22 protein-coding genes, 2 riboswitches and 1 other annotated feature are annotated in these 19,232 nt (G+C 36.0%); of the genes, 19 read left to right on the top strand and 3 right to left on the bottom strand.

Annotation, left to right across the window (positions count from 1 at the left end; all coding sequences use genetic code 11):
- Window positions 1-14: 14 nt before the first annotated feature.
- Window positions 15-122: riboswitch (SAM riboswitch) on the top strand.
- A 70-nt stretch (window positions 123-192) separates the two neighbouring features.
- From QRY57_RS08865 to QRY57_RS08910, 10 genes are all read left to right on the top strand, one after another.
- Window positions 193-336, top strand: coding sequence for a YezD family protein (locus tag QRY57_RS08865; protein WP_081810990.1), 144 nt, complete (start codon window positions 193-195; stop codon window positions 334-336).
- 85 nt (window positions 337-421) lie between these two features.
- Entirely contained in the window at window positions 422-1,126 is a 705-nt protein-coding gene (locus QRY57_RS08870) for a phosphoadenylyl-sulfate reductase (protein WP_286017210.1), read from the top strand.
- A 45-nt stretch (window positions 1,127-1,171) separates the two neighbouring features.
- Window positions 1,172-2,308 carry a sulfate adenylyltransferase gene (sat, locus tag QRY57_RS08875; RefSeq protein ID WP_286017211.1) on the top strand — a complete coding sequence of 379 codons (1,137 nt, stop codon included), beginning with the start codon at window positions 1,172-1,174 and terminating at the stop codon, window positions 2,306-2,308.
- Between the two features lie 12 nt (window positions 2,309-2,320).
- Window positions 2,321-2,914, top strand: coding sequence for an adenylyl-sulfate kinase (gene cysC, locus QRY57_RS08880; protein ID WP_090691010.1), 594 nt, complete (start codon window positions 2,321-2,323; stop codon window positions 2,912-2,914).
- A gap of 11 nt (window positions 2,915-2,925) precedes the next feature.
- On the top strand, window positions 2,926-4,548 hold the full coding sequence (locus QRY57_RS08885; RefSeq protein WP_286017212.1) for a nitrite/sulfite reductase: 1,623 nt from the start codon (window positions 2,926-2,928) through the stop codon (window positions 4,546-4,548).
- A gap of 13 nt (window positions 4,549-4,561) precedes the next feature.
- Window positions 4,562-4,774 (top strand): DUF3906 family protein, encoded by a 213-nt coding sequence (locus tag QRY57_RS08890; protein WP_090691014.1) that lies wholly within the window; start codon window positions 4,562-4,564, stop codon window positions 4,772-4,774.
- Between the two features lie 158 nt (window positions 4,775-4,932).
- On the top strand, window positions 4,933-5,709 hold the full coding sequence (gene cobA, locus QRY57_RS08895; RefSeq protein ID WP_208016981.1) for a uroporphyrinogen-III C-methyltransferase: 777 nt from the start codon (window positions 4,933-4,935) through the stop codon (window positions 5,707-5,709).
- A 1-nt stretch (window position 5,710) separates the two neighbouring features.
- On the top strand, window positions 5,711-6,469 hold the full coding sequence (locus tag QRY57_RS08900) for a sirohydrochlorin chelatase (RefSeq protein WP_286017213.1): 759 nt from the start codon (window positions 5,711-5,713) through the stop codon (window positions 6,467-6,469).
- The gene (locus QRY57_RS08905; protein WP_208016787.1) at window positions 6,438-7,061 is read left to right on the top strand and encodes an NAD(P)-binding protein; all 624 of its coding nucleotides are present in this window, start codon (window positions 6,438-6,440) and stop codon (window positions 7,059-7,061) included. The genes QRY57_RS08900 and QRY57_RS08905 overlap by 32 nt, the downstream gene beginning before the upstream one ends.
- Window positions 7,062-7,115: 54 nt before the next feature.
- Window positions 7,116-7,362: a binding site (T-box leader), on the top strand.
- 111 nt (window positions 7,363-7,473) lie between these two features.
- On the top strand, window positions 7,474-8,832 hold the full coding sequence (locus tag QRY57_RS08910; protein WP_139265533.1) for a sodium-dependent transporter: 1,359 nt from the start codon (window positions 7,474-7,476) through the stop codon (window positions 8,830-8,832).
- A gap of 81 nt (window positions 8,833-8,913) precedes the next feature.
- Here the strand turns inward: QRY57_RS08910 and QRY57_RS08915 are convergent, their stop codons facing one another.
- Together QRY57_RS08915 and QRY57_RS08920 are read right to left on the bottom strand one after the other, a co-directional pair.
- Window positions 8,914-9,078, bottom strand: coding sequence for a hypothetical protein (locus tag QRY57_RS08915; protein WP_170833661.1), 165 nt, complete (start codon window positions 9,076-9,078; stop codon window positions 8,914-8,916).
- A 139-nt stretch (window positions 9,079-9,217) separates the two neighbouring features.
- Complete coding sequence (locus QRY57_RS08920) at window positions 9,218-10,480, bottom strand: murein hydrolase activator EnvC family protein (RefSeq protein WP_286017214.1); 1,263 nt, start codon at window positions 10,478-10,480, stop codon at window positions 9,218-9,220.
- Between the two features lie 495 nt (window positions 10,481-10,975).
- On the opposite strand from QRY57_RS08920, the gene gltP reads away from it, so the two are divergent.
- From gltP to QRY57_RS08935, 3 genes are all read left to right on the top strand, one after another.
- Window positions 10,976-12,247, top strand: a complete 1,272-nt coding sequence (gene gltP / locus QRY57_RS08925) for a glutamate/aspartate:proton symporter GltP (RefSeq protein ID WP_286017215.1) — start codon at window positions 10,976-10,978, stop codon at window positions 12,245-12,247.
- Window positions 12,248-12,313: 66 nt separating this feature from the next.
- On the top strand, window positions 12,314-12,832 hold the full coding sequence (locus QRY57_RS08930) for a ribonuclease FAU-1 family protein (protein WP_090691021.1): 519 nt from the start codon (window positions 12,314-12,316) through the stop codon (window positions 12,830-12,832).
- Between the two features lie 151 nt (window positions 12,833-12,983).
- Window positions 12,984-13,088, top strand: a riboswitch (SAM riboswitch).
- Window positions 13,089-13,183: 95 nt separating this feature from the next.
- Window positions 13,184-14,500 carry a Na+/H+ antiporter NhaC family protein gene (locus tag QRY57_RS08935; RefSeq protein ID WP_286017216.1) on the top strand — a complete coding sequence of 439 codons (1,317 nt, stop codon included), beginning with the start codon at window positions 13,184-13,186 and terminating at the stop codon, window positions 14,498-14,500.
- A gap of 65 nt (window positions 14,501-14,565) precedes the next feature.
- Here the strand turns inward: QRY57_RS08935 and QRY57_RS08940 are convergent, their stop codons facing one another.
- Window positions 14,566-14,988, bottom strand: a complete 423-nt coding sequence (locus QRY57_RS08940) for a GNAT family N-acetyltransferase (RefSeq protein ID WP_026591267.1) — start codon at window positions 14,986-14,988, stop codon at window positions 14,566-14,568.
- A gap of 301 nt (window positions 14,989-15,289) precedes the next feature.
- On the opposite strand from QRY57_RS08940, the gene QRY57_RS08945 reads away from it, so the two are divergent.
- The 6 genes from QRY57_RS08945 (at window position 15,290) to QRY57_RS08970 (ending at window position 19,207) form a co-directional block, all read left to right on the top strand.
- Window positions 15,290-15,646 (top strand): lmo0954 family membrane protein, encoded by a 357-nt coding sequence (locus tag QRY57_RS08945; RefSeq protein ID WP_026591266.1) that lies wholly within the window; start codon window positions 15,290-15,292, stop codon window positions 15,644-15,646.
- A 45-nt stretch (window positions 15,647-15,691) separates the two neighbouring features.
- A complete protein-coding gene (locus tag QRY57_RS08950; RefSeq protein WP_026591265.1) occupies window positions 15,692-16,354 on the top strand; it encodes a PspA/IM30 family protein in 663 nt (220 codons plus the stop codon).
- Between the two features lie 107 nt (window positions 16,355-16,461).
- On the top strand, window positions 16,462-17,202 hold the full coding sequence (gene liaF / locus QRY57_RS08955) for a cell wall-active antibiotics response protein LiaF (protein WP_090691029.1): 741 nt from the start codon (window positions 16,462-16,464) through the stop codon (window positions 17,200-17,202).
- Window positions 17,202-18,254 carry a sensor histidine kinase gene (locus QRY57_RS08960; RefSeq protein ID WP_026591263.1) on the top strand — a complete coding sequence of 351 codons (1,053 nt, stop codon included), beginning with the start codon at window positions 17,202-17,204 and terminating at the stop codon, window positions 18,252-18,254. Before liaF ends, QRY57_RS08960 begins: the two co-directional genes overlap by 1 nt.
- A 1-nt stretch (window position 18,255) precedes the next feature.
- A complete protein-coding gene (locus tag QRY57_RS08965) occupies window positions 18,256-18,888 on the top strand; it encodes a response regulator (protein WP_090691031.1) in 633 nt (210 codons plus the stop codon).
- Window positions 18,889-19,063: 175 nt separating this feature from the next.
- The gene (locus QRY57_RS08970) at window positions 19,064-19,207 is read left to right on the top strand and encodes a DUF3992 domain-containing protein (RefSeq protein ID WP_432804068.1); all 144 of its coding nucleotides are present in this window, start codon (window positions 19,064-19,066) and stop codon (window positions 19,205-19,207) included.
- Window positions 19,208-19,232: the final 25 nt, after the last annotated feature.

Genomic DNA, 19,232 nt, shown 5'->3' on the forward strand with positions numbered 1-19,232 from the left:
AAATACAGATACAAAGCTTATCAAGAGAAGCGGAGGGAACTGGCCCTACGAAGCTCAGCAACCTGCTTATGAAAGCAAGGTGCTAAGTCCAGCAAAATGGCATCCATTTTGAAAGATAAGGTAAAATATATTACCGAACAGTCTTTTCGAAATGGAAAAGATTTTTTTTATGAATAAAAAGGGGGGCTGTTCGTGGGAGTACGTGGACATTTTGACGAAGTAGCTGAGAAAATTCAAACGATGCTTGCAGGTATGAAATATGGTTCCATTACAATTGTTGTGCAAGATGGAAAAGTGATTCAGCTTGAGAAAAGTGAAAAAGTACGCTTAAAGTAAAAAGCGCTGACTAGAAAAACTAGAGGCGGTTTTAATCTATTTTATTAGGTTAAAACCGTCTTTTTGTGTTATAGGGGGAAATAACATGCTGACGTATGAAACGTGGAAAGAGGATTTCGTTTCTTTTTCTGAGGAAGATGAAACGAAGGGAGCATTACAAGTATTAGAATGGGCTTATAAACATTATGAGGATGATATTGTATACGCATGTAGCTTTGGTGTAGAGGGGATGGTGTTACTACATCTTATAAATCAAGTAAATCCATCTGCAAACGTTGTATTTTTGGATACAAACGTTCATTTTCAAGAAACATACGATTTAATTAAGCGAGTGCGCGAAAGGTTTCCAAATCTCAAAATTACTGAAAAACAACCCTCGCTAACGCTTGAAGAGCAAGCAAAGGAGCATGGGGATAATCTGTGGGAGCATAATCCCAATCTTTGTTGTAAATTAAGAAAAGTTTTACCGCTGGAAGAGTCTTTATCAAGTGGGAAATCTTGGATATCAGGACTAAGAAGGGAACAATCTGAAACACGTAAACATACAAGATTTATCAATCAAGATCATCGCTTTCAATCTATTAAAATTTGTCCACTCATTCATTGGACGTGGAAGGAAGTGTGGCGTTACGTATTTAAGCATCATTTACCGTATAATCCGCTGCACGACGTTGGGTATCCAAGTATAGGTTGTGAAAAATGTACATTGCCTATTGGAGAAGGAGCAGATTCCAGGGACGGACGATGGGCTGGAAAGTCGAAAACGGAATGTGGCCTTCATTATCAATAAGAATTTAAGCACTTTTAAATATATGTGAAAGAGGCGGACAGGAAAATGAGTAAAACAAACATATTAGTAAATCGCTTTGATGAATCCTATGAAATCAAGGGAGTTACAAAAGAAATTGAATTAGACCAAATGGCTTTAAGTGATTTAGAGCTTCTTGCAGTAGGTGGTTATAGCCCCCTTACAGGATTTTTAGGGAAAGAGGATTATCAATCTGTAATAGAAACAATGCGCCTAGTAAACGGGAGTGTATGGAGTATCCCTATCACACTACCAATAACGGAAGCAAAGGCGAAGCAATTAAAAATTGGTGAAGAGGTTCGTCTTGTCAAAGAGGGAATCACGTATGGTTCCATTCAAATAGAAGATATTTTTACACCGGATAAAGAGCAAGAAGCGTTGCTTGTCTATAAAACCACTGATATTGCCCATCCAGGTGTGAAAAAATTATATGATAGACCGAATATTTATGTTGGAGGAACAATCACGCTTGTAAAGCGTTTTAAAAATGATAAGTTTGCTTCTTATCACTTAGATCCAAGCGAAACTCGTGCAGAATTTAAAAAGCGAGGTTGGAAAACGGTAGTAGGTTTTCAAACAAGAAACCCTGTCCACCGTGCACATGAGTATATTCAAAAGTCTGCACTGGAAATTGTAGACGGCTTATTTTTGAATCCGCTTGTTGGTGAAACGAAATCAGATGATATTCCAGCTGATGTGCGTATGGAAAGTTATGAAGTGCTGTTGAAAAATTATTATCCGAGTGATCGTGTCTTTTTAAGTGTTTTTCCAGCGGCAATGCGTTATGCGGGACCACGTGAAGCGATATTTCATGCGCTAGTTAGAAAAAACTTTGGCTGTACACACTTTATTGTCGGACGTGATCATGCGGGGGTAGGTAATTATTATGGCACGTACGAAGCGCAAGAGATTTTTGCGAACTTTACAGTAGATGAGATAGGGATTACACCACTCTTTTTTGAACATAGTTTTTACTGTACCAAATGTGAAGCGATGGCTTCTACGAAAACGTGTCCACATAGTAAAGATGACCATGTTATTTTATCTGGTACAAAAGTACGAGAGATGTTACGAAATAGAGAAATTCCGCCAAGTACATTTAGCCGTAAAGAGGTGATAGAAATATTAATTCGTGGTTTGCAAAAAGAAGTCGTTACAAAATAAGGAGAGAGTAAGATGGGAAGAAATATTACTTGGCATACAGCATCTGTTTCAAAAAAAGAAAGACGGAAGAAAAGTGATCACCACAGTTTTGTGCTCTGGTTCACTGGATTATCAGCTTCTGGAAAATCAACAGTAGCCAATGTGGTTGCTAGGAAGTTGTTCGAAAGAAATATAGGGAATTATGTGCTCGATGGCGATAATATTCGTCATGGTTTAAATAAAGATTTGGGCTTTTCCGAAAGTGATCGGACAGAAAACATTCGTCGTATTGGTGAAGTGGCGAAGTTATTTGTAGATCAAGGGACAATTGTATTAACAGCATTTATTTCACCATTCCGAGTGGATCGTCAGCAAGTACGCGATATTCTTGAAACGGACGAATTTATCGAAGTGTTTGTAAAGTGTCCAATAGAAGAATGTGAGAAACGTGATCCGAAAGGACTCTATAAAAAAGCGAGGCAAGGCGATATTAAGCAATTTACTGGTATTGATTCGCCGTATGAGGAGCCTGTAGAGGCAGAAGTGGTAGTAGAAACACATCTTTATTCAATCGAACAATGTGCAGAACAAATTATTGGTTACTTACAAGAGCGTAGCTTTATATAGGGGGAATAAAAATGAGTTATGAAAAAGTGTGGGCAAACAATGAAAAGTTAAATGCTACAGAGAAAAAGAAATTAGAAAAAGACGGGTTAGAAATTTTTAAAGCGATTCCGTATTATGCTGAACATGGATTTGATTCTATTCCAAAAGAAGAATGGGATTCATTTAAATGGGCGGGGTTATATTTACAGCGGCCAAAAGAAGCGGGATATTTTATGATGCGCGTGAATATTCCTTCTGGTATTTTAACGAATGAACAAGTGGAGGTATTGGCTTCGATTGCGGAAGATTATGGTCGTGATGTTCTGGATATTACTACAAGGCAGGCGATCCAATTCCATTGGCTTGAAATTGGTCAAATACCAGATATTTTTGACCGATTAGAAAAAGTAGGATTATCATCAGCTGGAGCTTGCGGTGATATTACAAGAAATATCATTGGGAATCCTCTTGCTGGTATTGATGGTGACGAATTATTTGATACAGCACCAATTGTAAAAGAAGTGTATGAGTTCTTCCAACATAATGAAGAATTCTCGAATTTACCTCGGAAATTTAAAATGTCAATCAGCACAAATGTATATAATGCAGCAAATGCTGAAATTAACTGTGCTGCCTTTATTCCAGCTACAAAAGAGATTGATGGAAAAACAGTGGAAGGATTTCATTTACGAGTAGGCGGAGGATTATCTGCCCGTCCGTATTTAGCGCAAGAGCTAGATTTGTTCATCCTTCCTGAGCAAGTGAAAACAGTGGCGATTGCAATTGCTACAGTTTTCCGTGATTTCGGATATCGTGAAAAACGACATTTAGCACGTTTGAAATTCTTAGTTGCCGATTGGGGACCGGAAAAATTTAAAGCCAAATTATTAGAATATACAGGGCCTTTACATGATAAAGGAAAAGATGCTTTAAAAGGGTGGAACGCGGGTTATTTCTACGGTGTTCATAAGCAAAAACAAGGTGATTTATCATACGTTGGTTTTAACGTACCTGTTGGACGTTTACATTCTGAGGAGTTCTTTGAAATTGCTAGAATTGCGAAGCAGTACGGAAATGGCGAGATTCGTACATGTAATTCTCAAAATTTCATCATTCCGAATATTCCGAAAGAAAATGTGGAGGGACTGTTAAAAGAACCTTTATTTGAATCTATTTCTGCAAGTCCAAAATCTTTCATAGGATATGCAGTATCGTGTACAGGGATTGAATATTGTAACCTTGCATTAGTGGAAACGAAAGAAAGACTACGTAATATTGCAGATTATTTAGATACGCAGCTTGTTTTAGATGTTCCGGTTCGTATTCATATGGTAGGGTGTCCAAATTCATGTGGGCAAAGACAAATTGCAGACATTGGTTTGCAAGGGGTGAAATTGAAAACGAAAGAAAAAGGAATTGTGGAAGCGTTTGAAATTTATGTAGGTGGTACGTTATTAGATGGTGGCGTCTATAACCAAAAATTAAAAGGGAAAATTGATGGGGAAGACCTTCCAAATGTTCTTGTATCATTTTTAACATATTTTAAAGAGTATAAACTGCCAGCTGAAACATTTTATGAGTTTGTTGGACGCATTGGTATAGAAGATTTACAATCCGCGTTAAATGTTATTTTAGAAGAAGTGATTGCATCATAGGGGGGAGGACAATATGGATTTATATCGTTTTGAAGCAGTATTGGAAAATGGTGTTATTCCTGTAGTAGTTGTTGCACAAAGTGAAGAACAGGCATTTAGACTTGTGGAAGTAGAATTAGAGAAGTATTTTTTACCGCTGCCAGAAGTTAAGGAAATCTCTCTATATGAAAAAAAGAAAATTCGAAAAGGGGCAGCATTTGTCATTCATGAGCAAGAGACGTTGTAATACAAAATATTGGAAAGTTGGTAGGAAACGAGTGGGAATCCCCCTTTGTTCTTTATAGTCATGACGTAAATGTCAGTAAATCAAAATGGGTATATATTGTAACTTCCATTCGTAATAGGGATGGAAGTTTCACTTTATAGTAGAAATGAGGAGAGATGATGGGAAAAGTATATATTGTTGGCGCAGGGCCGGGAGATCCAGATTTAATTTCTGTAAAAGGAGTTAAGTGTATCAAGCAAGCAGATGTCATTTTATATGATCGTCTTGTGAATAAAGAATTACTTTCTTATGCAAAGCCAAATGCAGATTTAATATATTGCGGGAAGCTCCCAAACTATCACACGATGAAACAAGAAACAATTCATGCGTTTCTTGTTAAATATGCGAAAAAAGGGAAAATTGTAACGCGCTTAAAAGGTGGGGATCCATTTGTATTTGGAAGAGGGGGAGAAGAAGCAGAAGCATTAGCGAAGCAAGGTATTCCATTTGAAATTGTACCTGGTATTACAGCTGGGATTGCTGCTTCAGCATATGCAGGTATTCCTGTTACTCATCGAGACGCGAGCGCGAGTTTTGCTGTTGTGACAGGGCATCGAAAAGATGGTGCTGAAGAAGAAGTGAAGTGGGAAAACTTAGCGAAAGGTGTTGACACGCTTGCTGTTTATATGGGAGTAAGTAATCTTCCTTATATATGTGAACAACTTTTGAAACATGGAAAAGAGGAAGATACACCTGTTGCTATTGTGGAGTGGGGAACTACATCATCTCAGCGAACTATTACAGGAACGTTGGGAACAATTGTAACGATTGCCGGAAATGAGCAGATTCAAAATCCGAGTATGATTGTGATTGGGGAAGTTGTTCGTTTTCGTGAAAAAATTCATTGGTTTGAACAACAGGCTGATATTACGTATCCAGTAAGCGGAGTGTTATAAAATGAAAGCTGTATTATATATATGCCATGGAAGTAGGCTCCGAGAGGCGAAAGAGGAAGCGATAGATTTTGTTTCTTCTTGTATGAATCGTGTGTCAGCTCCTATTCAAGAGCTGTGCTTTTTAGAGTTAACAAGGCCTTCTATTTCAGAAGGGTTTGCCGCTTGTGTAAGAAGAGGAGCAACAGAAGTTGTTGTTGTTCCTGTTTTTTTATTAGCAGCAGGGCATGTGAAAGAAGATATTCCAAATGAATTGAAAAAACTGCAAAATAAATATCCGCACATTGCAATTACTTACGGAAATCCGTTTGGTGTTTCAGAACCCCTTGTATCAGCTACGTACGAGGGAAGTGGCATTAAAGTTTCTGAAAGCGAAGTGACCTTATTACTTGTCGCAAGAGGAAGTAGTGATCCTAGGGCATTAGAAGATATGAAACGTATTGCTTCTTTGTTTGAAAAAGAAGAGAAAGTTAAAAAGGTAGAAGTATGTTATTTAGCTGCAGCAGAACCGCGATTTGAAGAAAAGTTAAAAGAAGTTGTAAAACGAGCTAATGAGAACATCGTCGTTCTTCCTTATTTATTATTTACAGGATTGCTAATGAAACATATTGAACGAGAAGTTCGCAATTATAGTTATTTGAATATATATGTAAGTCCTTATTTGGGAAGAAATCATGTGTTTCAAGAGGTATTGATCCAAAAGACGGAAGAAATTTTAAGGGGAGATGAACGTGTATCCACTTACAGTTCGAATTACAAATAAACGAGTTATTGTCATTGGTGGTGGACGAGTAGCGTCATATAAAATAGCTCCTTTACTAAAAGAAGGAGCGGATATAGTTGTAGTGAGTCATGATTTAGATCCGAGCTTAGTGAAGCTTGTAGAATCAAAGCAAATTCGTTGGTTTCAAAAGGACTATGAAAAAAGTGATTTAGAAGATGCATTTTTAGTAGTAGCAGCTACAAGTGATGCGATATTAAATGAACATATTGCACAAGATGCATCATTAAACCAGCTTGTTAATGTAATTACTAACCCTGAAAGTGGAAATGTTCATTTTCCAGCGACTATTCATCGAGGGAAGCTCAATGTTGCTGTTTCTACTGGAGGTGCAAGTCCAAAACTTGCGAAAAAAATTCGAGATGATATTGCGGAAAAATATGATGAGGTGTATGAAGGGTACCTTGATTTTTTATATGAGGCGAGAATGAAGGTGAAGAAATTGTCTCTAGAAAAAAGAAGACAGCACATTTTATTACAAGAAGTGTTGAAGTCTGAGTACATTCAAAATCCGCAAAAAAGGGAAAGATTTTTACAAGAGTTAGATGAAAGGGTATATAAAAGAATAGATTAAATACTTCTTTACAAATATAGCAATCTACTCTATAATCACTAGTAACTTCAATATATGAAATCGATGAGCAAGAAGAGTACGTATATTTGATGCGTTCAGAGAGCTGGGATAAGGTGTGAGCCCGGTACGATAAAATATACAGAATGGGCTTGCGAGAGGTATGCTGAACATTTTAGTAGGCAGCCCGGGTTCCGCCGTTAAAAGGATAGGGTATCGGATGTTTCCTGTACCTGAACAAGTGGGATTGTTTAATCCAATTGAGGTGGTACCACGGTATTCTATTACATATATCGTCCTCTACATGCATAGTAGCGTGTAGGGGACTTTTTTATTTTCTAAAGGAGGTGTGCGAGTATGAAATGAAAGTGTATAATTAATAAAAGTGTAAATATTCAGAAAAGGGGATTTTATCATGAAAGAAACACAGCAATGGACTTCGAAAATAGGTTTTGTACTCGCAGCAGCCGGAGCCGCAGTAGGACTTGGAGCGATATGGAAATTTCCATACGTTGCAGGTAATGGTGGAGGAGGAGCATTTTTCCTAGTCTTCTTATTATTAACTTTGTTTATTGGTATGCCTCTTCTTATAGCCGAGTTTGTTATAGGTCGTAGTACACAAAAAGAAGCGGTTACTGCATATAAATTGTTAGTACCAAATAGTAAATTATATCCATGGATTGGTCGTATGGGCGTTGTTACTTGTTTTAGTGTATTATCCTTTTATAGCGTCGTAGGTGGATGGATTTTATTATATCTATATTATAGTGTGACAGGGGATTTTTGGAGCGGGGCAGTTGAATATGGAAAATTGTTTGAACAAACAATTTCGAATCCTGCTAGTGCAGTAGGCGCTCAGCTGATCTTTATGCTTTGTACTATTTTCGTTGTAAGTAAAGGTGTAGAAAAAGGAATCGAAAAAGCAAGTAAGTATATGATGCCGCTATTATTTATTTTGTTTATTGCTATTATTATCCGTTCTCTTACACTTGATGGCGCATGGGCCGGGGTAGAGTTTTTCTTAAAACCTGATTTTTCAAAGTTAACAGCAGATACGATTTTATATGCGATGGGACAATCTTTCTTCTCGTTAACGGTAGGAGCCTCTGTGATGGTAACGTATAGTTCGTACTTAAAGAAGGAGGAGCATTTAGCGAAATCAGCAACATCCATCGTAAGTTTAACTGTTTTTATTACAGTACTTGCAGGTTTAGCGATTTTCCCGGCGATCTTTGCGTTGGGGGTTAAACCAACAGAAGGACCGGGATTACTGTTTATCGTTCTTCCTGCTGTATTTGCGAAAATACCATTCGGACAATTTTTCTTTATTATGTTTTTAATTTTATTCTTCTTTGCAACTTTAACTTCTGCAATCTCGATGCTTGAAATTGTTGTCGCGTCTGTAGCGAAAGATAATGAGAAGAAACGTCCTTCAGCATCATTTATTATCGGATTACTCATTTTTGCCGTTGGAATTCCATGTGCTCTATCATTTGGTGTTATGAGTGATGTGAAAATCTTTGGAAAAACATTTTTTGACTTAGTAGATTTTACGGTAAGTAATGTATTGCTGCCGTTAGGAGTACTAGCGATTTCATTGTTTGTGCCAAATAAAATGAGTAAAGATTTATTAATGAAGGAGTTAGAAGTTACAGAAACAAAAGGAAAAACATTATTTAACGTGTGGTTTTTCTTGTTACGCTATATTATTCCAGTAACAGTAGTAATTGTATTTTTGAATGCAATTGGAGTGTTTAAAATGTTTACAAAATAAAAAGGCGAGGGGGATTCCCTGCCTTTTTATTTTATCCCGCTATTCGCGGACAGTAATACTCTCGTTGGTTAAAGTTTCACTTTATTGTGATGTAGATGTTTGTAATAAACGAGTATATGTCTTATAAGCTGTAGCAATTGATATAACGGAACCAATTAAAAATAGGATCGCACTACCAAGCGTAAATAATCGGCCAACATATGTTTCTTTGGCTTCTTGTAGTTCTGCTTGTTGTTCTATATTCATGTGTATCCCCCCAGATGAATAGGCATTTTGTTTTAGTTTATGTAAAATGCCTATAAAGTGTTAAAAACAAAGGGGCTTATAATAAAGAATATAATTTGGACATAAATAAAAAAACTCGGTATGAACCGAGTTTTTTTATTTATAATCCAATATAAGGAGAAGGATCAACGGCATTTGTTTTACCTACATTCCATTCACCGATATGAAGTTCGAAATGTAAATGCTGTCCGAAAGATTGGCCAGTGTTTCCCATAAATCCTAATTGTTCGCCTTGCTTTACAGTTTGTCCGTTCGATACAGAACGACTGCTCATATGAGCGTATACTGTTGTATAAGTTTTACCATTGATACGATGTGATAAATACACGACATTTCCGTAACTGGATGACATCTCGGAACGAATGACAACGCCATCAGCAGCTGCAATAATTGGAACTGTTCCGGAAGCAGCGATATCAATTCCTTTATGGTTATCTAAAGAACGTGCGCCGAATCCAGATGTTTTTGAACCGGCTGCTGGCTTAATAAATCCACCTTTGTTTGTATCTTGTGGTGTTGGAGCAGCTTCTGAAGATGTAGTAGCTTGTTTCCGAGCTTCCTCTACCTTACGTGCCTCTTCAGCTTTCCGAGCTTCTTCTGCGCGTTTTTCTTCTTCAATCGCCTTTTGAACAGCTTGACGCTGATTTTCTAAAATACTTTTTGATTCTTCTAATCCTTCAATCTCAGAATCTACTTTTGATACTTTGGTATGTAAATCGTTAATAAGTGTCTGTTGTTCTTGTTGGTTTTTCTGAAGTTCTTGTTGTTTTTGCTCCAATTGTTGCTCGGATTCTTTTAGTTGTTGTTCTATTTTTTCAACGGCCTCTTTTTCTGCCTTTACAGTTTCTTGATCAGTTGTTTGCTTTTTTACGATGTCTGTGTCGTTATTTAAAATTAAACTAACGGAATACACATTATCGACAAGGTCGGCAAAATTGTTTGAGTTCATCAATACTTCAGTTATGATGTTTGTTCGTGGTTTCTCTTGCATAGATTGTAGTCGTTGTTTAATGACATCTTGGCGAGTGTCAATATTAGTTTGTAATTGCTCAATATGTTTCTTTTTTTCAGCAATTGTTTGTTGTGTTTTACTAATTTCTTTTTTTGTATCGTTTAATTCAGTTTCGTTTTTATTAATAGAAGTCGTTAAATCATCGATTTTTTTCTGTAATTCTTGTATTTCTTTTTCAATTTGTTCTTTCTCTGCTGATTTGTCCTGTAATTCTTGTTGATTGCCTTCTAACTCGGCTTGAATATTAGATAATTTATCTTGACTTGTTTCTGCATATGCTGGTGATAGCAAAGGAGAAACAAAAATAGTCCCTGCGGCTAAAACGCTGAAAGCTGCAAATTTCTTCTTCATTGTTGTCTAGCTCCCTTCTCTATGAATGTATATATCATAAGGAGAAGAAGAGTGTCTATTGTTGTAATCATAATGTAAAGGAAATTTTATAAAATTGCTAAGATTTGTCGGAATTTAGCATGATTTGGAGGAGTTTGTCATCAGTTTGAAACTATGTAACGGGATCCCAAATCGGATTTTAAAATTTTTGTGATGTGAAACGAGTGAGAAATGTTGGCATTTTTCATAATGAAATCGTTTTTTTGAAACCTATAAATCATCAGTGAGGAATCGTTCTCATGTTAGGTTTTCTGACATGGGTTTTGTTTTTGTCAAGAAAATTATTTGTATTCATGCAAAGTTATTTTGTTGTCAGATTTAATTTTATGATTTATCATTTTAAACAGGGACAAATGTAGTGAATTGTCGAATAATATGTAATACTCTTAATTTCACTGTTTCATAACAAACGAGAAAAATAGAGTAAAAGCATCTAAGAAGGGGGTTGCAGCAAGTATGAAAAGAATTGGACTTGCATGGCAAATTTTAATAGGTCTTGCGCTGGGTATTGCGGTAGGGGCGATTTTTTATGGCAATACAGCAGTTGTAGGATACTTACAACCAATTGGTGATATTTTCATTCGATTAATTAAAATGATTGTTGTACCAATTGTCGTAGCGAGCATCGTTGTTGGTGTTGCTGGCGTAGGTGATGTAAAGAAGCTTGGACGATTAGGTGGAAAAACAATTATTTATTTTGAAATCATTACAACAATTGCAATCGTTGTAGGCCTACTGGTAGCGAATATTTTCCAACCAGGACAAGGCGTAGATATGAGCAAATTAACAAAGACAGATATTTCTAAATATACACACACGACAGAACAAGTACAGAGTCACTCTTTTGCAGATACATTTGTAAACATTGTTCCGACAAATATTGTGAAATCTCTAGCTGATGGTGATATGCTTGCTATCATTTTCTTCTCTGTACTATTTGGTTTAGGCGTTGCAGCAATTGGTGAAAGAGGAAGACCAGTTCTTCAATTTTTCCAAGGTGTGGCAGATGCGATGTTTTATGTAACGAACCAAGTTATGAAATTTGCACCGTTTGGTGTATTTGCTTTAATTGGTGTTACAGTTTCTACATTTGGTCTATCGTCATTAATCCCATTAGGGAAATTGCTCATTGTCGTATATGGAGCAATGATTTTCTTCGTTGTCGTTGTATTAGGCTTGACAGCGAAAATATTCGGAATTAATATTTTCCAATTCTTCAAGATTTTGAAAGATGAACTTATTTTAGCGTATTCTACTGCAAGTTCAGAAACGGTTTTACCGAAAATTATGGAGAAAATGGAGAAGTTTGGTTGTCCAAAAGCAATTACTTCTTTCGTTATTCCGACAGGTTATTCGTTTAACTTAGATGGATCTACATTATATCAAGCAATTGCAGCAATTTTCTTAGCGCAAATGTATGGTATTGATTTATCAATTTCGCAGCAAATTACATTATTGCTTGTATTAATGGTGACATCTAAAGGGATTGCGGGTGTACCAGGCGTATCATTCGTTGTATTGTTAGCAACACTTGGCACAGTAGGTATTCCGCCGGAAGGCTTAGCATTTATCGCAGGTATTGACCGTATTTTAGATATGGCTCGTACAGCAGTTAACGTAGTTGGTAACTCTTTAGCAGCTGTTGTTATGTCTAAGTGGGAAGGTCAATATGATGAAGCAAAAGGACAAGCTTATCTAAAAGAACTTTCAGAGAAGCGAGCAGCTTAATTGGTAATGAATAAAGCCCTCACAATAGAGTGAGGGCTTTTCTGCATAGAGAATGGAGAGGGAATAATGAAAAGAAAGTATGGGGATGGTTCTTCTTGGAATCGGTTAATAGAGAAAACATATGAAGTAAAGGCAATAGAGCAAGGTATGTTAGGTATATTGCGTATACAAAAGGTAAAAGAGCCGAGCTATAAGAAATATAATGATCGAGAGCTTTGTATTGTAGATGCAGGTTATACGTGGGTGCAGTATTTTATAAACGATAAGAACTTTGCCATCACAGCTATGTTAAATGAAAAAAGGGAATTAGTGCAGTATTATATTGATGTGGCTAAAGAATATAAAATAGATGAGCGAGGTATGCCATATTTTGATGATTTATATTTGGATGTAGTGTTATTACCTAATGGGGATATATATTTGCTTGATGAAGACGAATTAGAAGAGGCATATAGAGATGGAGATATTTCTAAAGAGGAATATAATGAATCGGTGGATACAGCAAAATGGCTTATCGAAGTAATTGAAAAAGAAAAATTCCCTTGGATTACAATTTTAGAAAAAGAAATTCAAAAATTAAAATGAATATTTTTCGTTTGTAATGCTTGATTTATTCGTACTTTTGTATAAATATCAAAAAATACCAACTATTTTTATACAAATAATAATTGACTTTTGATTAGTAAGCGGGTAAAGTTAGGGAAGAAATTATTATTAAAAAATAAAATATGAAACCTTCTTATAAAGAGAGGCGGAGGGACTGGCCCTACGATGCCTCGGCAGCGGACTCACGATAGAGTGCTGTGCCAAATCCAGCAAGCATGTGCTTGAAAGATGAGGAGAGTGTTTCTTATAGATGTATAAGACCTCTTCTCTTTGGAAGAGGTCTTTTGTTATTGGATAGAAAAGGTTTAGAATTAGGGGAGAGATGTTATTTTGAAACAAACGAGAGGAAATGGCTTAGCATTATTACCACTTGGAATATTTTTAGCACTATTTATTGGTTCTGGAATCATTACAGGTGATTTTTATAAATTGCCGATACTAGTAGCGATTTTAATTGCTGTAGGAATTGCATTAGCGATGAATAGAAAAGAAAGTTTTACAGCAAAAGTAGAACGGTTTGCCAAAGGGGCTGGTAATCCGGATATTATGATTATGGTGTTAATCTTTGTACTTGCAGGTGCGTTTTCTGAAACAGCAAAAGGAATGGGTGGAGTTGATTCTACAGTTAATTTAGCGCTGTCTATTTTACCGCAAGGATTTATCGTTGCTGGAATTTTTGTTATAGGGTCCTTTATTTCATTAGCAATGGGAACTTCAATGGGAACGATTGCTGCATTAGCACCAATTGCAGTCGGTATTAGCCAACAAACAGATATTTCTATTGCACTAGTAATGGCAACAGTTGTTGGCGGAGCGATGTTTGGTGATAATTTATCATTTATTTCTGATACAACAATTGCAGCGGTTCGCTCGCAAGGTACGGAAATGAAGGATAAGTTTAAAACAAACTTTTTAATTGTATTACCAGCTGCTGTTATTACCATCGTATTATTGGTTGTGCTTACACTTGGAAATGATACAGAAATAAAAGCTCATGCATTCGATTGGGTGAAAATTTTACCGTATGCGGGTGTGTTAATAACCGCGTTACTTGGTTGGAATGTACTTATTGTATTAACGGGCGGAACGGTTTTATCAGGTATTATTGGTCTTATTGATGGGAGTTACACATTGGCAAGCTTCTTTAAAAGTGTAACAACAGGAATTAATGGTATGATGGAGCTAGTACTTTTATCGATTTTAATCGGAGGAATGGTTGAAATTATTCAATATAATGGTGGTATTCAGTATTTAATGGACGTATTAACACGTAATATTCGTTCGAAAAAAGGTGCTGAATTTGGAATTGCTGGTTTAGTAAGCATGACAAATATGTGCACAGCGAATAACACGATTTCTATCATATTTACTGGCCCTCTTGCAAAAAACATTGCGGATCAATATGAAATTGATCCACGAAAATCAGCAAGTGTATTGGATCTTTTCTCATGTTGTATACAAGGGTTGATTCCGTATGGTGCTCAAATGTTAACGGCAGCAGGATTTGCAGCATTGTCACCGGTTGAATTGTTACCATATGCGTTTTATCCAATTTTGGTTGGGGTTTGTGGTGTGATTTCTATCCTAATAGGCTTTCCGCGATTTTCAAAAGTAGCAGAAAAAAAGCAATATCATAAAACAGCTTGACCTTAATGTGAATCGTATAGAATATAAAAACGCTCAGCCAATAAATGCTGGGCGTTTTTTGTTACTTATAAATCCTTCTTTAAATAGTAATGCTTATAGTCTCTTCCAACATTATCAAGAATACCAAATTCTTGATAACCGTGCTTTTTATAAAAGTCTAAGGCTTGAAAGCTTAAAGTATCAACTTTTATAAAATCACAACTTCTCTCTAAAGCAATTTTTTCTACTTCTAACAACAATTTGGATCCATATCCTAATTTGCGGATGTCTTCGTCAATCAAAAGAGTATGAATCTCTAACCAGTTCCAGCAAACTTCACCTAATAGTCCCCCGCGGACCTTGTCATTTTCATCTTTAAGAAATAAATGAATTTCTGAGTATCTTCCTCTTAAATCTGGTGGGAAATGTTTTAAATTATATTCGTAAAGAGCATTGTTGATATAGTTTTTATCGGCAGTATTCATTTCTTTTACAATATGAAAATTCATAATATAAGTCTCCCTTTATTTGGATATAGCCTTCTTCCTCATTTTAACATGTTTTCCAAAGGTAATTTCTAAAAATTTTGATTTTGTGTAAACTTCACTATATTTAACTTTAAAGTGAATATTATCATTCAAAGTGGCAAAAAAGTCTTTGTTTATATATATATATATATATATGAGATTTGTAAAGGGCTGAATGCGACTCAGTCTTAAGTCCGAGATGAAAACGGTTCTTAAGCTCGTTATGGAAAAACGAAAAAATAGTTAAGATAAGAGTATCAAATCGAAGGGAGGCAAGCACAAGATGAAACAATTTCTAGCGTTTATCGCAGCTGGTATTTTGGCTTTAATTGCTCTTGGAAGTCTTGCTGGTATAGTAGGATTCGCAATTGGAGCAGGAATTGTGTATTGGAGCTATAAATCATTTGTGCGGGCACAATCATTTTTTGGGAAATTAGCTTGGGGTATTGGTGGTTTAATCGGCTTGTCAATCGCCCTATCTCATTCACCGGCATTAATCGGTATTGCGGCATTAGTAGTTCTATACTACGGATACCGTGAGTGGAAAAAAGAAAAACATGTAGTAGTTGATTCTGCTTCAGAAGGTTCTAAACCATATAGTAACTTTGAAGATGAATGGAATAAGTTAATGAAAAACTAATATAAAACAACTTAAATCATAAAATAAAAGAGAGGAAGATTTATAATGAAACAATCTTTATTCGGACGTGTACGCGATGCAATTTTAGCAGATTTTCATAATGTATTAGATGAGAAAGAAAGAAAGAATCCAATCGCTATGTTAAACCAATATTTACGCGATAGTGAGCGTGAAGTAACAAAAATTGAAAAGTTAATCCAACGTCATAAAACATTAAAATCTAACTTTGCTCGTGAACTTGAACAGGCTCGTTACTTCGTAAATAAGAGATCAAAGCAAGCTGTAATTGCGCAAGAAGCAGGAGAAATGCAATTGCATGAACGTGCATTAGAAGAAGTAGCATACTACGAAGGGCAAGTAGCTCGACTAGAAGAAATGTATGCAGGTGTAGTGGAGCAAATTGATGAATTAGAACGCCGTCTTTCTGAAATGAAAAATAAGCTAAAAGAAATGAATGCAAAGCGTATGGAATTAATGGCACGCGAAAATATGGCTCATGCGAACCGTCGTATGAATACAGCTCTTCATAAAATGGATGAGAATAATCCGTTCTTACGATTTGAAGAAATTGAAGATCACATTCGTGATTTAGAGCTTCGTATGAATGAGGATCATGAGCGTGATACATTTGATATGAAAATTGCAAAACTTGAACGCGAAATGAAAGAAAAAAATGAAGTATCTTTAGACAAAGAAGTAATAAAATAATTGTAGTATATTATAAAATGAGCTTATGATATAGTGGTAGAAGAAAAGGTGTTGGAAAGCAATACCTTTTTCTTCTATTTATATGTAACAAGGAGGGGGGAGCTGAAATGAAGAAACAATTTTCAAAAACACAATTATTGGGGATGCTCCTCATCGTATTTGGATTTGGTCTTTTTCTTGATATGGTTCTCGGACATTTTGAACCAGGGGCCCTTATTTTTGCGTTTATTATGATTATGTTCGGAAGGCATTATCGGAAAAAGAATCGTTATGTGAGAGGGAATGTGTTTTTATTTGTTGGGGGGATTGTTTTTTTATTCTTCCTGTTTTCATCAGCGGCCTTCGTGCTAGTTGTATTTGCTTGCATAGCTTTTATTGGTTATCAACTTATTCAAGGACAGCAGAAACCAAAAACTATACAAGTTGAAATTAAGGAAAAAGGATATATAGATGAAGAAAAACAAATCTATCGCACAGAACCATACCTTAAGAATATAATGGTTGGTAACATAAGAATGATGGACCATATTTATGAGTTAGAAGATATTAATGTCCAGTACGGAGTCGGTGATGTTGAAATTGATTTGACAACGGCAATGATTCCCGAAGGAGAAACGGTCATTGTTATTCGTGGTGTTATTGGGAACATTCGTTTATATGTTCCGTATGATATCGAACTATCTTTAAACCATTCTGTCATCATGGGAAGAGTTTCGCTTCCGGGGCATGAAGAAACAGGTTTTAATCGAAATGTGACGTTTAGGACAGAACAGTACAAAGAAACTCCTCGCCGAATTAAAATTATTTCTTCGCTTGTCGTAGGCGATACGGAAGTGAGGAAAGTATAATGAAAAAGCAAGGAAATATTTCATGGATGTACATTCGTTATTCTATGTTATCTTCTGTTAGTATTGCACTTATTTGTACAGTTGTATATGTATGGAAAAGCGGACAGGATGTATATGATTTATTATGGAAAGAATCCATTGCTTCTGTTCCAATCGGCTTGTTAATTATAAGTACAAGTCTTCTTATGGGTGGAATTGTAGGATATGCGATTGGTTATTATATGCAGCAGCGTATTCAAGGCTTGAATACTTTCTTGTTTGAAGTAGAGCGTGGGAACTTTCCAAAGGATGTTTCGTTTACTGCAGAAGATGAATTTCATGAAGTAGAGCGAAAAGTAATTGCGCTTGCTCGAAGATTAGAGGAACAAGCTGGGTTATTTCAAAAGGTAACGAATGAACGAGCTCATTGGAATGAAGAAATGAGACAAGAAGCGATTTCTCAGGAAAGGCATCGACTAGCAAGGGAACTGCATGATTCAGTGAGTCAGCAGCTTTTTGCAATGTCTATGATGATGTCAGCGATTAATGAACAAGTAGATCATATGCCAGAAACAACGAAAAAACAATTACAACTTGTAGAAAATATGGTTGTCAATGCGCAATCGGAAATGAGAGCATTACTTCTTCATTTACGTCCTGTACAACTTGAAGGTAAAAAGTTAACAGAGGGTATAGAGGAGTTGTTAACAGAACTTTCTAGAAAACAACATATGAAAATTGAATGGTTGATTGAACCGATTCAATTAAAAAAAGGTGTAGAAGATCATTTATTCCGTATTGTACAAGAGGCATTGTCTAATACATTACGACATGCCAAAGCGAAGAAAACGGAGGTACGCCTTCGCCAAATTGATCAATATGCGATTTTGAAAATCATTGATGATGGTGTTGGATTTGAAGTAGGTGTCAATAAAGCTGGATCATATGGTCTAAGGTCCATTCAAGAGCGTGTTCATGAAATTGGTGGAACATTAAAGGTGCTAAGTTTTCCGAATAAAGGTACACAAATTGAAGTGAAAGTACCAATTATGATAGAGAGAGAGGAAGAGTAGCATGATTAAAGTATTGCTTGTTGATGATCATGAAATGGTGCGGATGGGTGTATCAGCATATTTATCCACTCAGCCGGATATTGAAGTTGTTGGGGAAGCTGAAAATGGAAGAAAAGGTTCAGAATTAGCATTAGCATTAAAGCCAGATATTATTTTAATGGACCTTGTTATGGATGAAATGGATGGTGTGGAGGCAACGCGTACGATTATTCAAGAATGGCCAGAAGCAAAAATTGTTGTCGTGACAAGCTTTTTAGACGATGAAAAACTATATCCTGTCATTGAAGCAGGGGCAACGAGCTATTTATTAAAAACATCAAGAGCGAGCGATATCGCAGATGCAGTACGAGCGACTTATGATGGAGAAACAGTACTTGAGCCGAAAGTTACTGGAAAAATGATGTCTCGTATGCGTCAAAAGAAAGAACAGCCACTTCATGAAGATTTAACGGAACGAGAGTTTGAAATCTTATTATTAATTGCAGAAGGAAAAAGTAATCAAGAAATAGCAGATGAGCTATTTATTGCACTAAAAACTGTGAAGACACATGTAAGTAATATATTAAATAAATTGAATGTAAGTGATCGTACGCAGGCGGTTATTTATGCTTTTAGACATCAGTTAACGAAATAAGATGGAGCTTCCACTGGATATGACTGGTTTCATTAGTGGAAGTTTTTTATCTTATGATTGGTGGGCAGAAAGATCTCCACTTCCCACCGATTAAAGTTTCACTTTATTGACGAATTCATTTGAAAGCGCTATCATTTGATTAGAAACGAGTAAAAAAGAAAAGTTAGGAAATTACGTGAATGTATTGCAAGCACTTAAGGAACAATATGATATTGTAAAAGTGGAAACAGTTGATACGAACATTGAGTATTATACAAAAGCATATAAAATAAGTAGTTTCAATCATACGTCTTATCAAATAAAAAAAACTCCCGTTTAAGGGAGTTTTTTTTATTTACCCGCGA

The organism is Bacillus arachidis, assembly GCF_030285945.1.
Lineage (GTDB): Bacteria > Bacillota > Bacilli > Bacillales > Bacillaceae_G > Bacillus_A > Bacillus_A arachidis.

What these genes read in the sequence shown, in the direction of transcription:
- liaF (WP_090691029.1), top strand. Translation starts at nt 16,462, where the DNA reads ATGAAGAAACAATTTTCAAAAACACAATTATTGGGGATGCTCCTCATC.
- gltP (WP_286017215.1), top strand. Translation starts at nt 10,976, where the DNA reads ATGAAAAGAATTGGACTTGCATGGCAAATTTTAATAGGTCTTGCGCTG.
- QRY57_RS08965 (WP_090691031.1), top strand. Translation starts at nt 18,256, where the DNA reads ATGATTAAAGTATTGCTTGTTGATGATCATGAAATGGTGCGGATGGGT.
- QRY57_RS08910 (WP_139265533.1), top strand. Translation starts at nt 7,474, where the DNA reads ATGAAAGAAACACAGCAATGGACTTCGAAAATAGGTTTTGTACTCGCA.
- sat (WP_286017211.1), top strand. Translation starts at nt 1,172, where the DNA reads ATGAGTAAAACAAACATATTAGTAAATCGCTTTGATGAATCCTATGAA.
- QRY57_RS08945 (WP_026591266.1), top strand. Translation starts at nt 15,290, where the DNA reads ATGAAACAATTTCTAGCGTTTATCGCAGCTGGTATTTTGGCTTTAATT.
- cobA (WP_208016981.1), top strand. Translation starts at nt 4,933, where the DNA reads ATGGGAAAAGTATATATTGTTGGCGCAGGGCCGGGAGATCCAGATTTA.
- QRY57_RS08920 (WP_286017214.1), bottom strand. Translation starts at nt 10,480, where the DNA reads ATGAAGAAGAAATTTGCAGCTTTCAGCGTTTTAGCCGCAGGGACTATT.
- QRY57_RS08940 (WP_026591267.1), bottom strand. Translation starts at nt 14,988, where the DNA reads ATGAATTTTCATATTGTAAAAGAAATGAATACTGCCGATAAAAACTAT.
- QRY57_RS08915 (WP_170833661.1), bottom strand. Translation starts at nt 9,078, where the DNA reads ATGAATATAGAACAACAAGCAGAACTACAAGAAGCCAAAGAAACATAT.
- QRY57_RS08890 (WP_090691014.1), top strand. Translation starts at nt 4,562, where the DNA reads ATGGATTTATATCGTTTTGAAGCAGTATTGGAAAATGGTGTTATTCCT.
- QRY57_RS08870 (WP_286017210.1), top strand. Translation starts at nt 422, where the DNA reads ATGCTGACGTATGAAACGTGGAAAGAGGATTTCGTTTCTTTTTCTGAG.
- QRY57_RS08930 (WP_090691021.1), top strand. Translation starts at nt 12,314, where the DNA reads ATGAAAAGAAAGTATGGGGATGGTTCTTCTTGGAATCGGTTAATAGAG.
- QRY57_RS08960 (WP_026591263.1), top strand. Translation starts at nt 17,202, where the DNA reads ATGAAAAAGCAAGGAAATATTTCATGGATGTACATTCGTTATTCTATG.
- QRY57_RS08900 (WP_286017213.1), top strand. Translation starts at nt 5,711, where the DNA reads ATGAAAGCTGTATTATATATATGCCATGGAAGTAGGCTCCGAGAGGCG.
- QRY57_RS08950 (WP_026591265.1), top strand. Translation starts at nt 15,692, where the DNA reads ATGAAACAATCTTTATTCGGACGTGTACGCGATGCAATTTTAGCAGAT.
- cysC (WP_090691010.1), top strand. Translation starts at nt 2,321, where the DNA reads ATGGGAAGAAATATTACTTGGCATACAGCATCTGTTTCAAAAAAAGAA.
- QRY57_RS08885 (WP_286017212.1), top strand. Translation starts at nt 2,926, where the DNA reads ATGAGTTATGAAAAAGTGTGGGCAAACAATGAAAAGTTAAATGCTACA.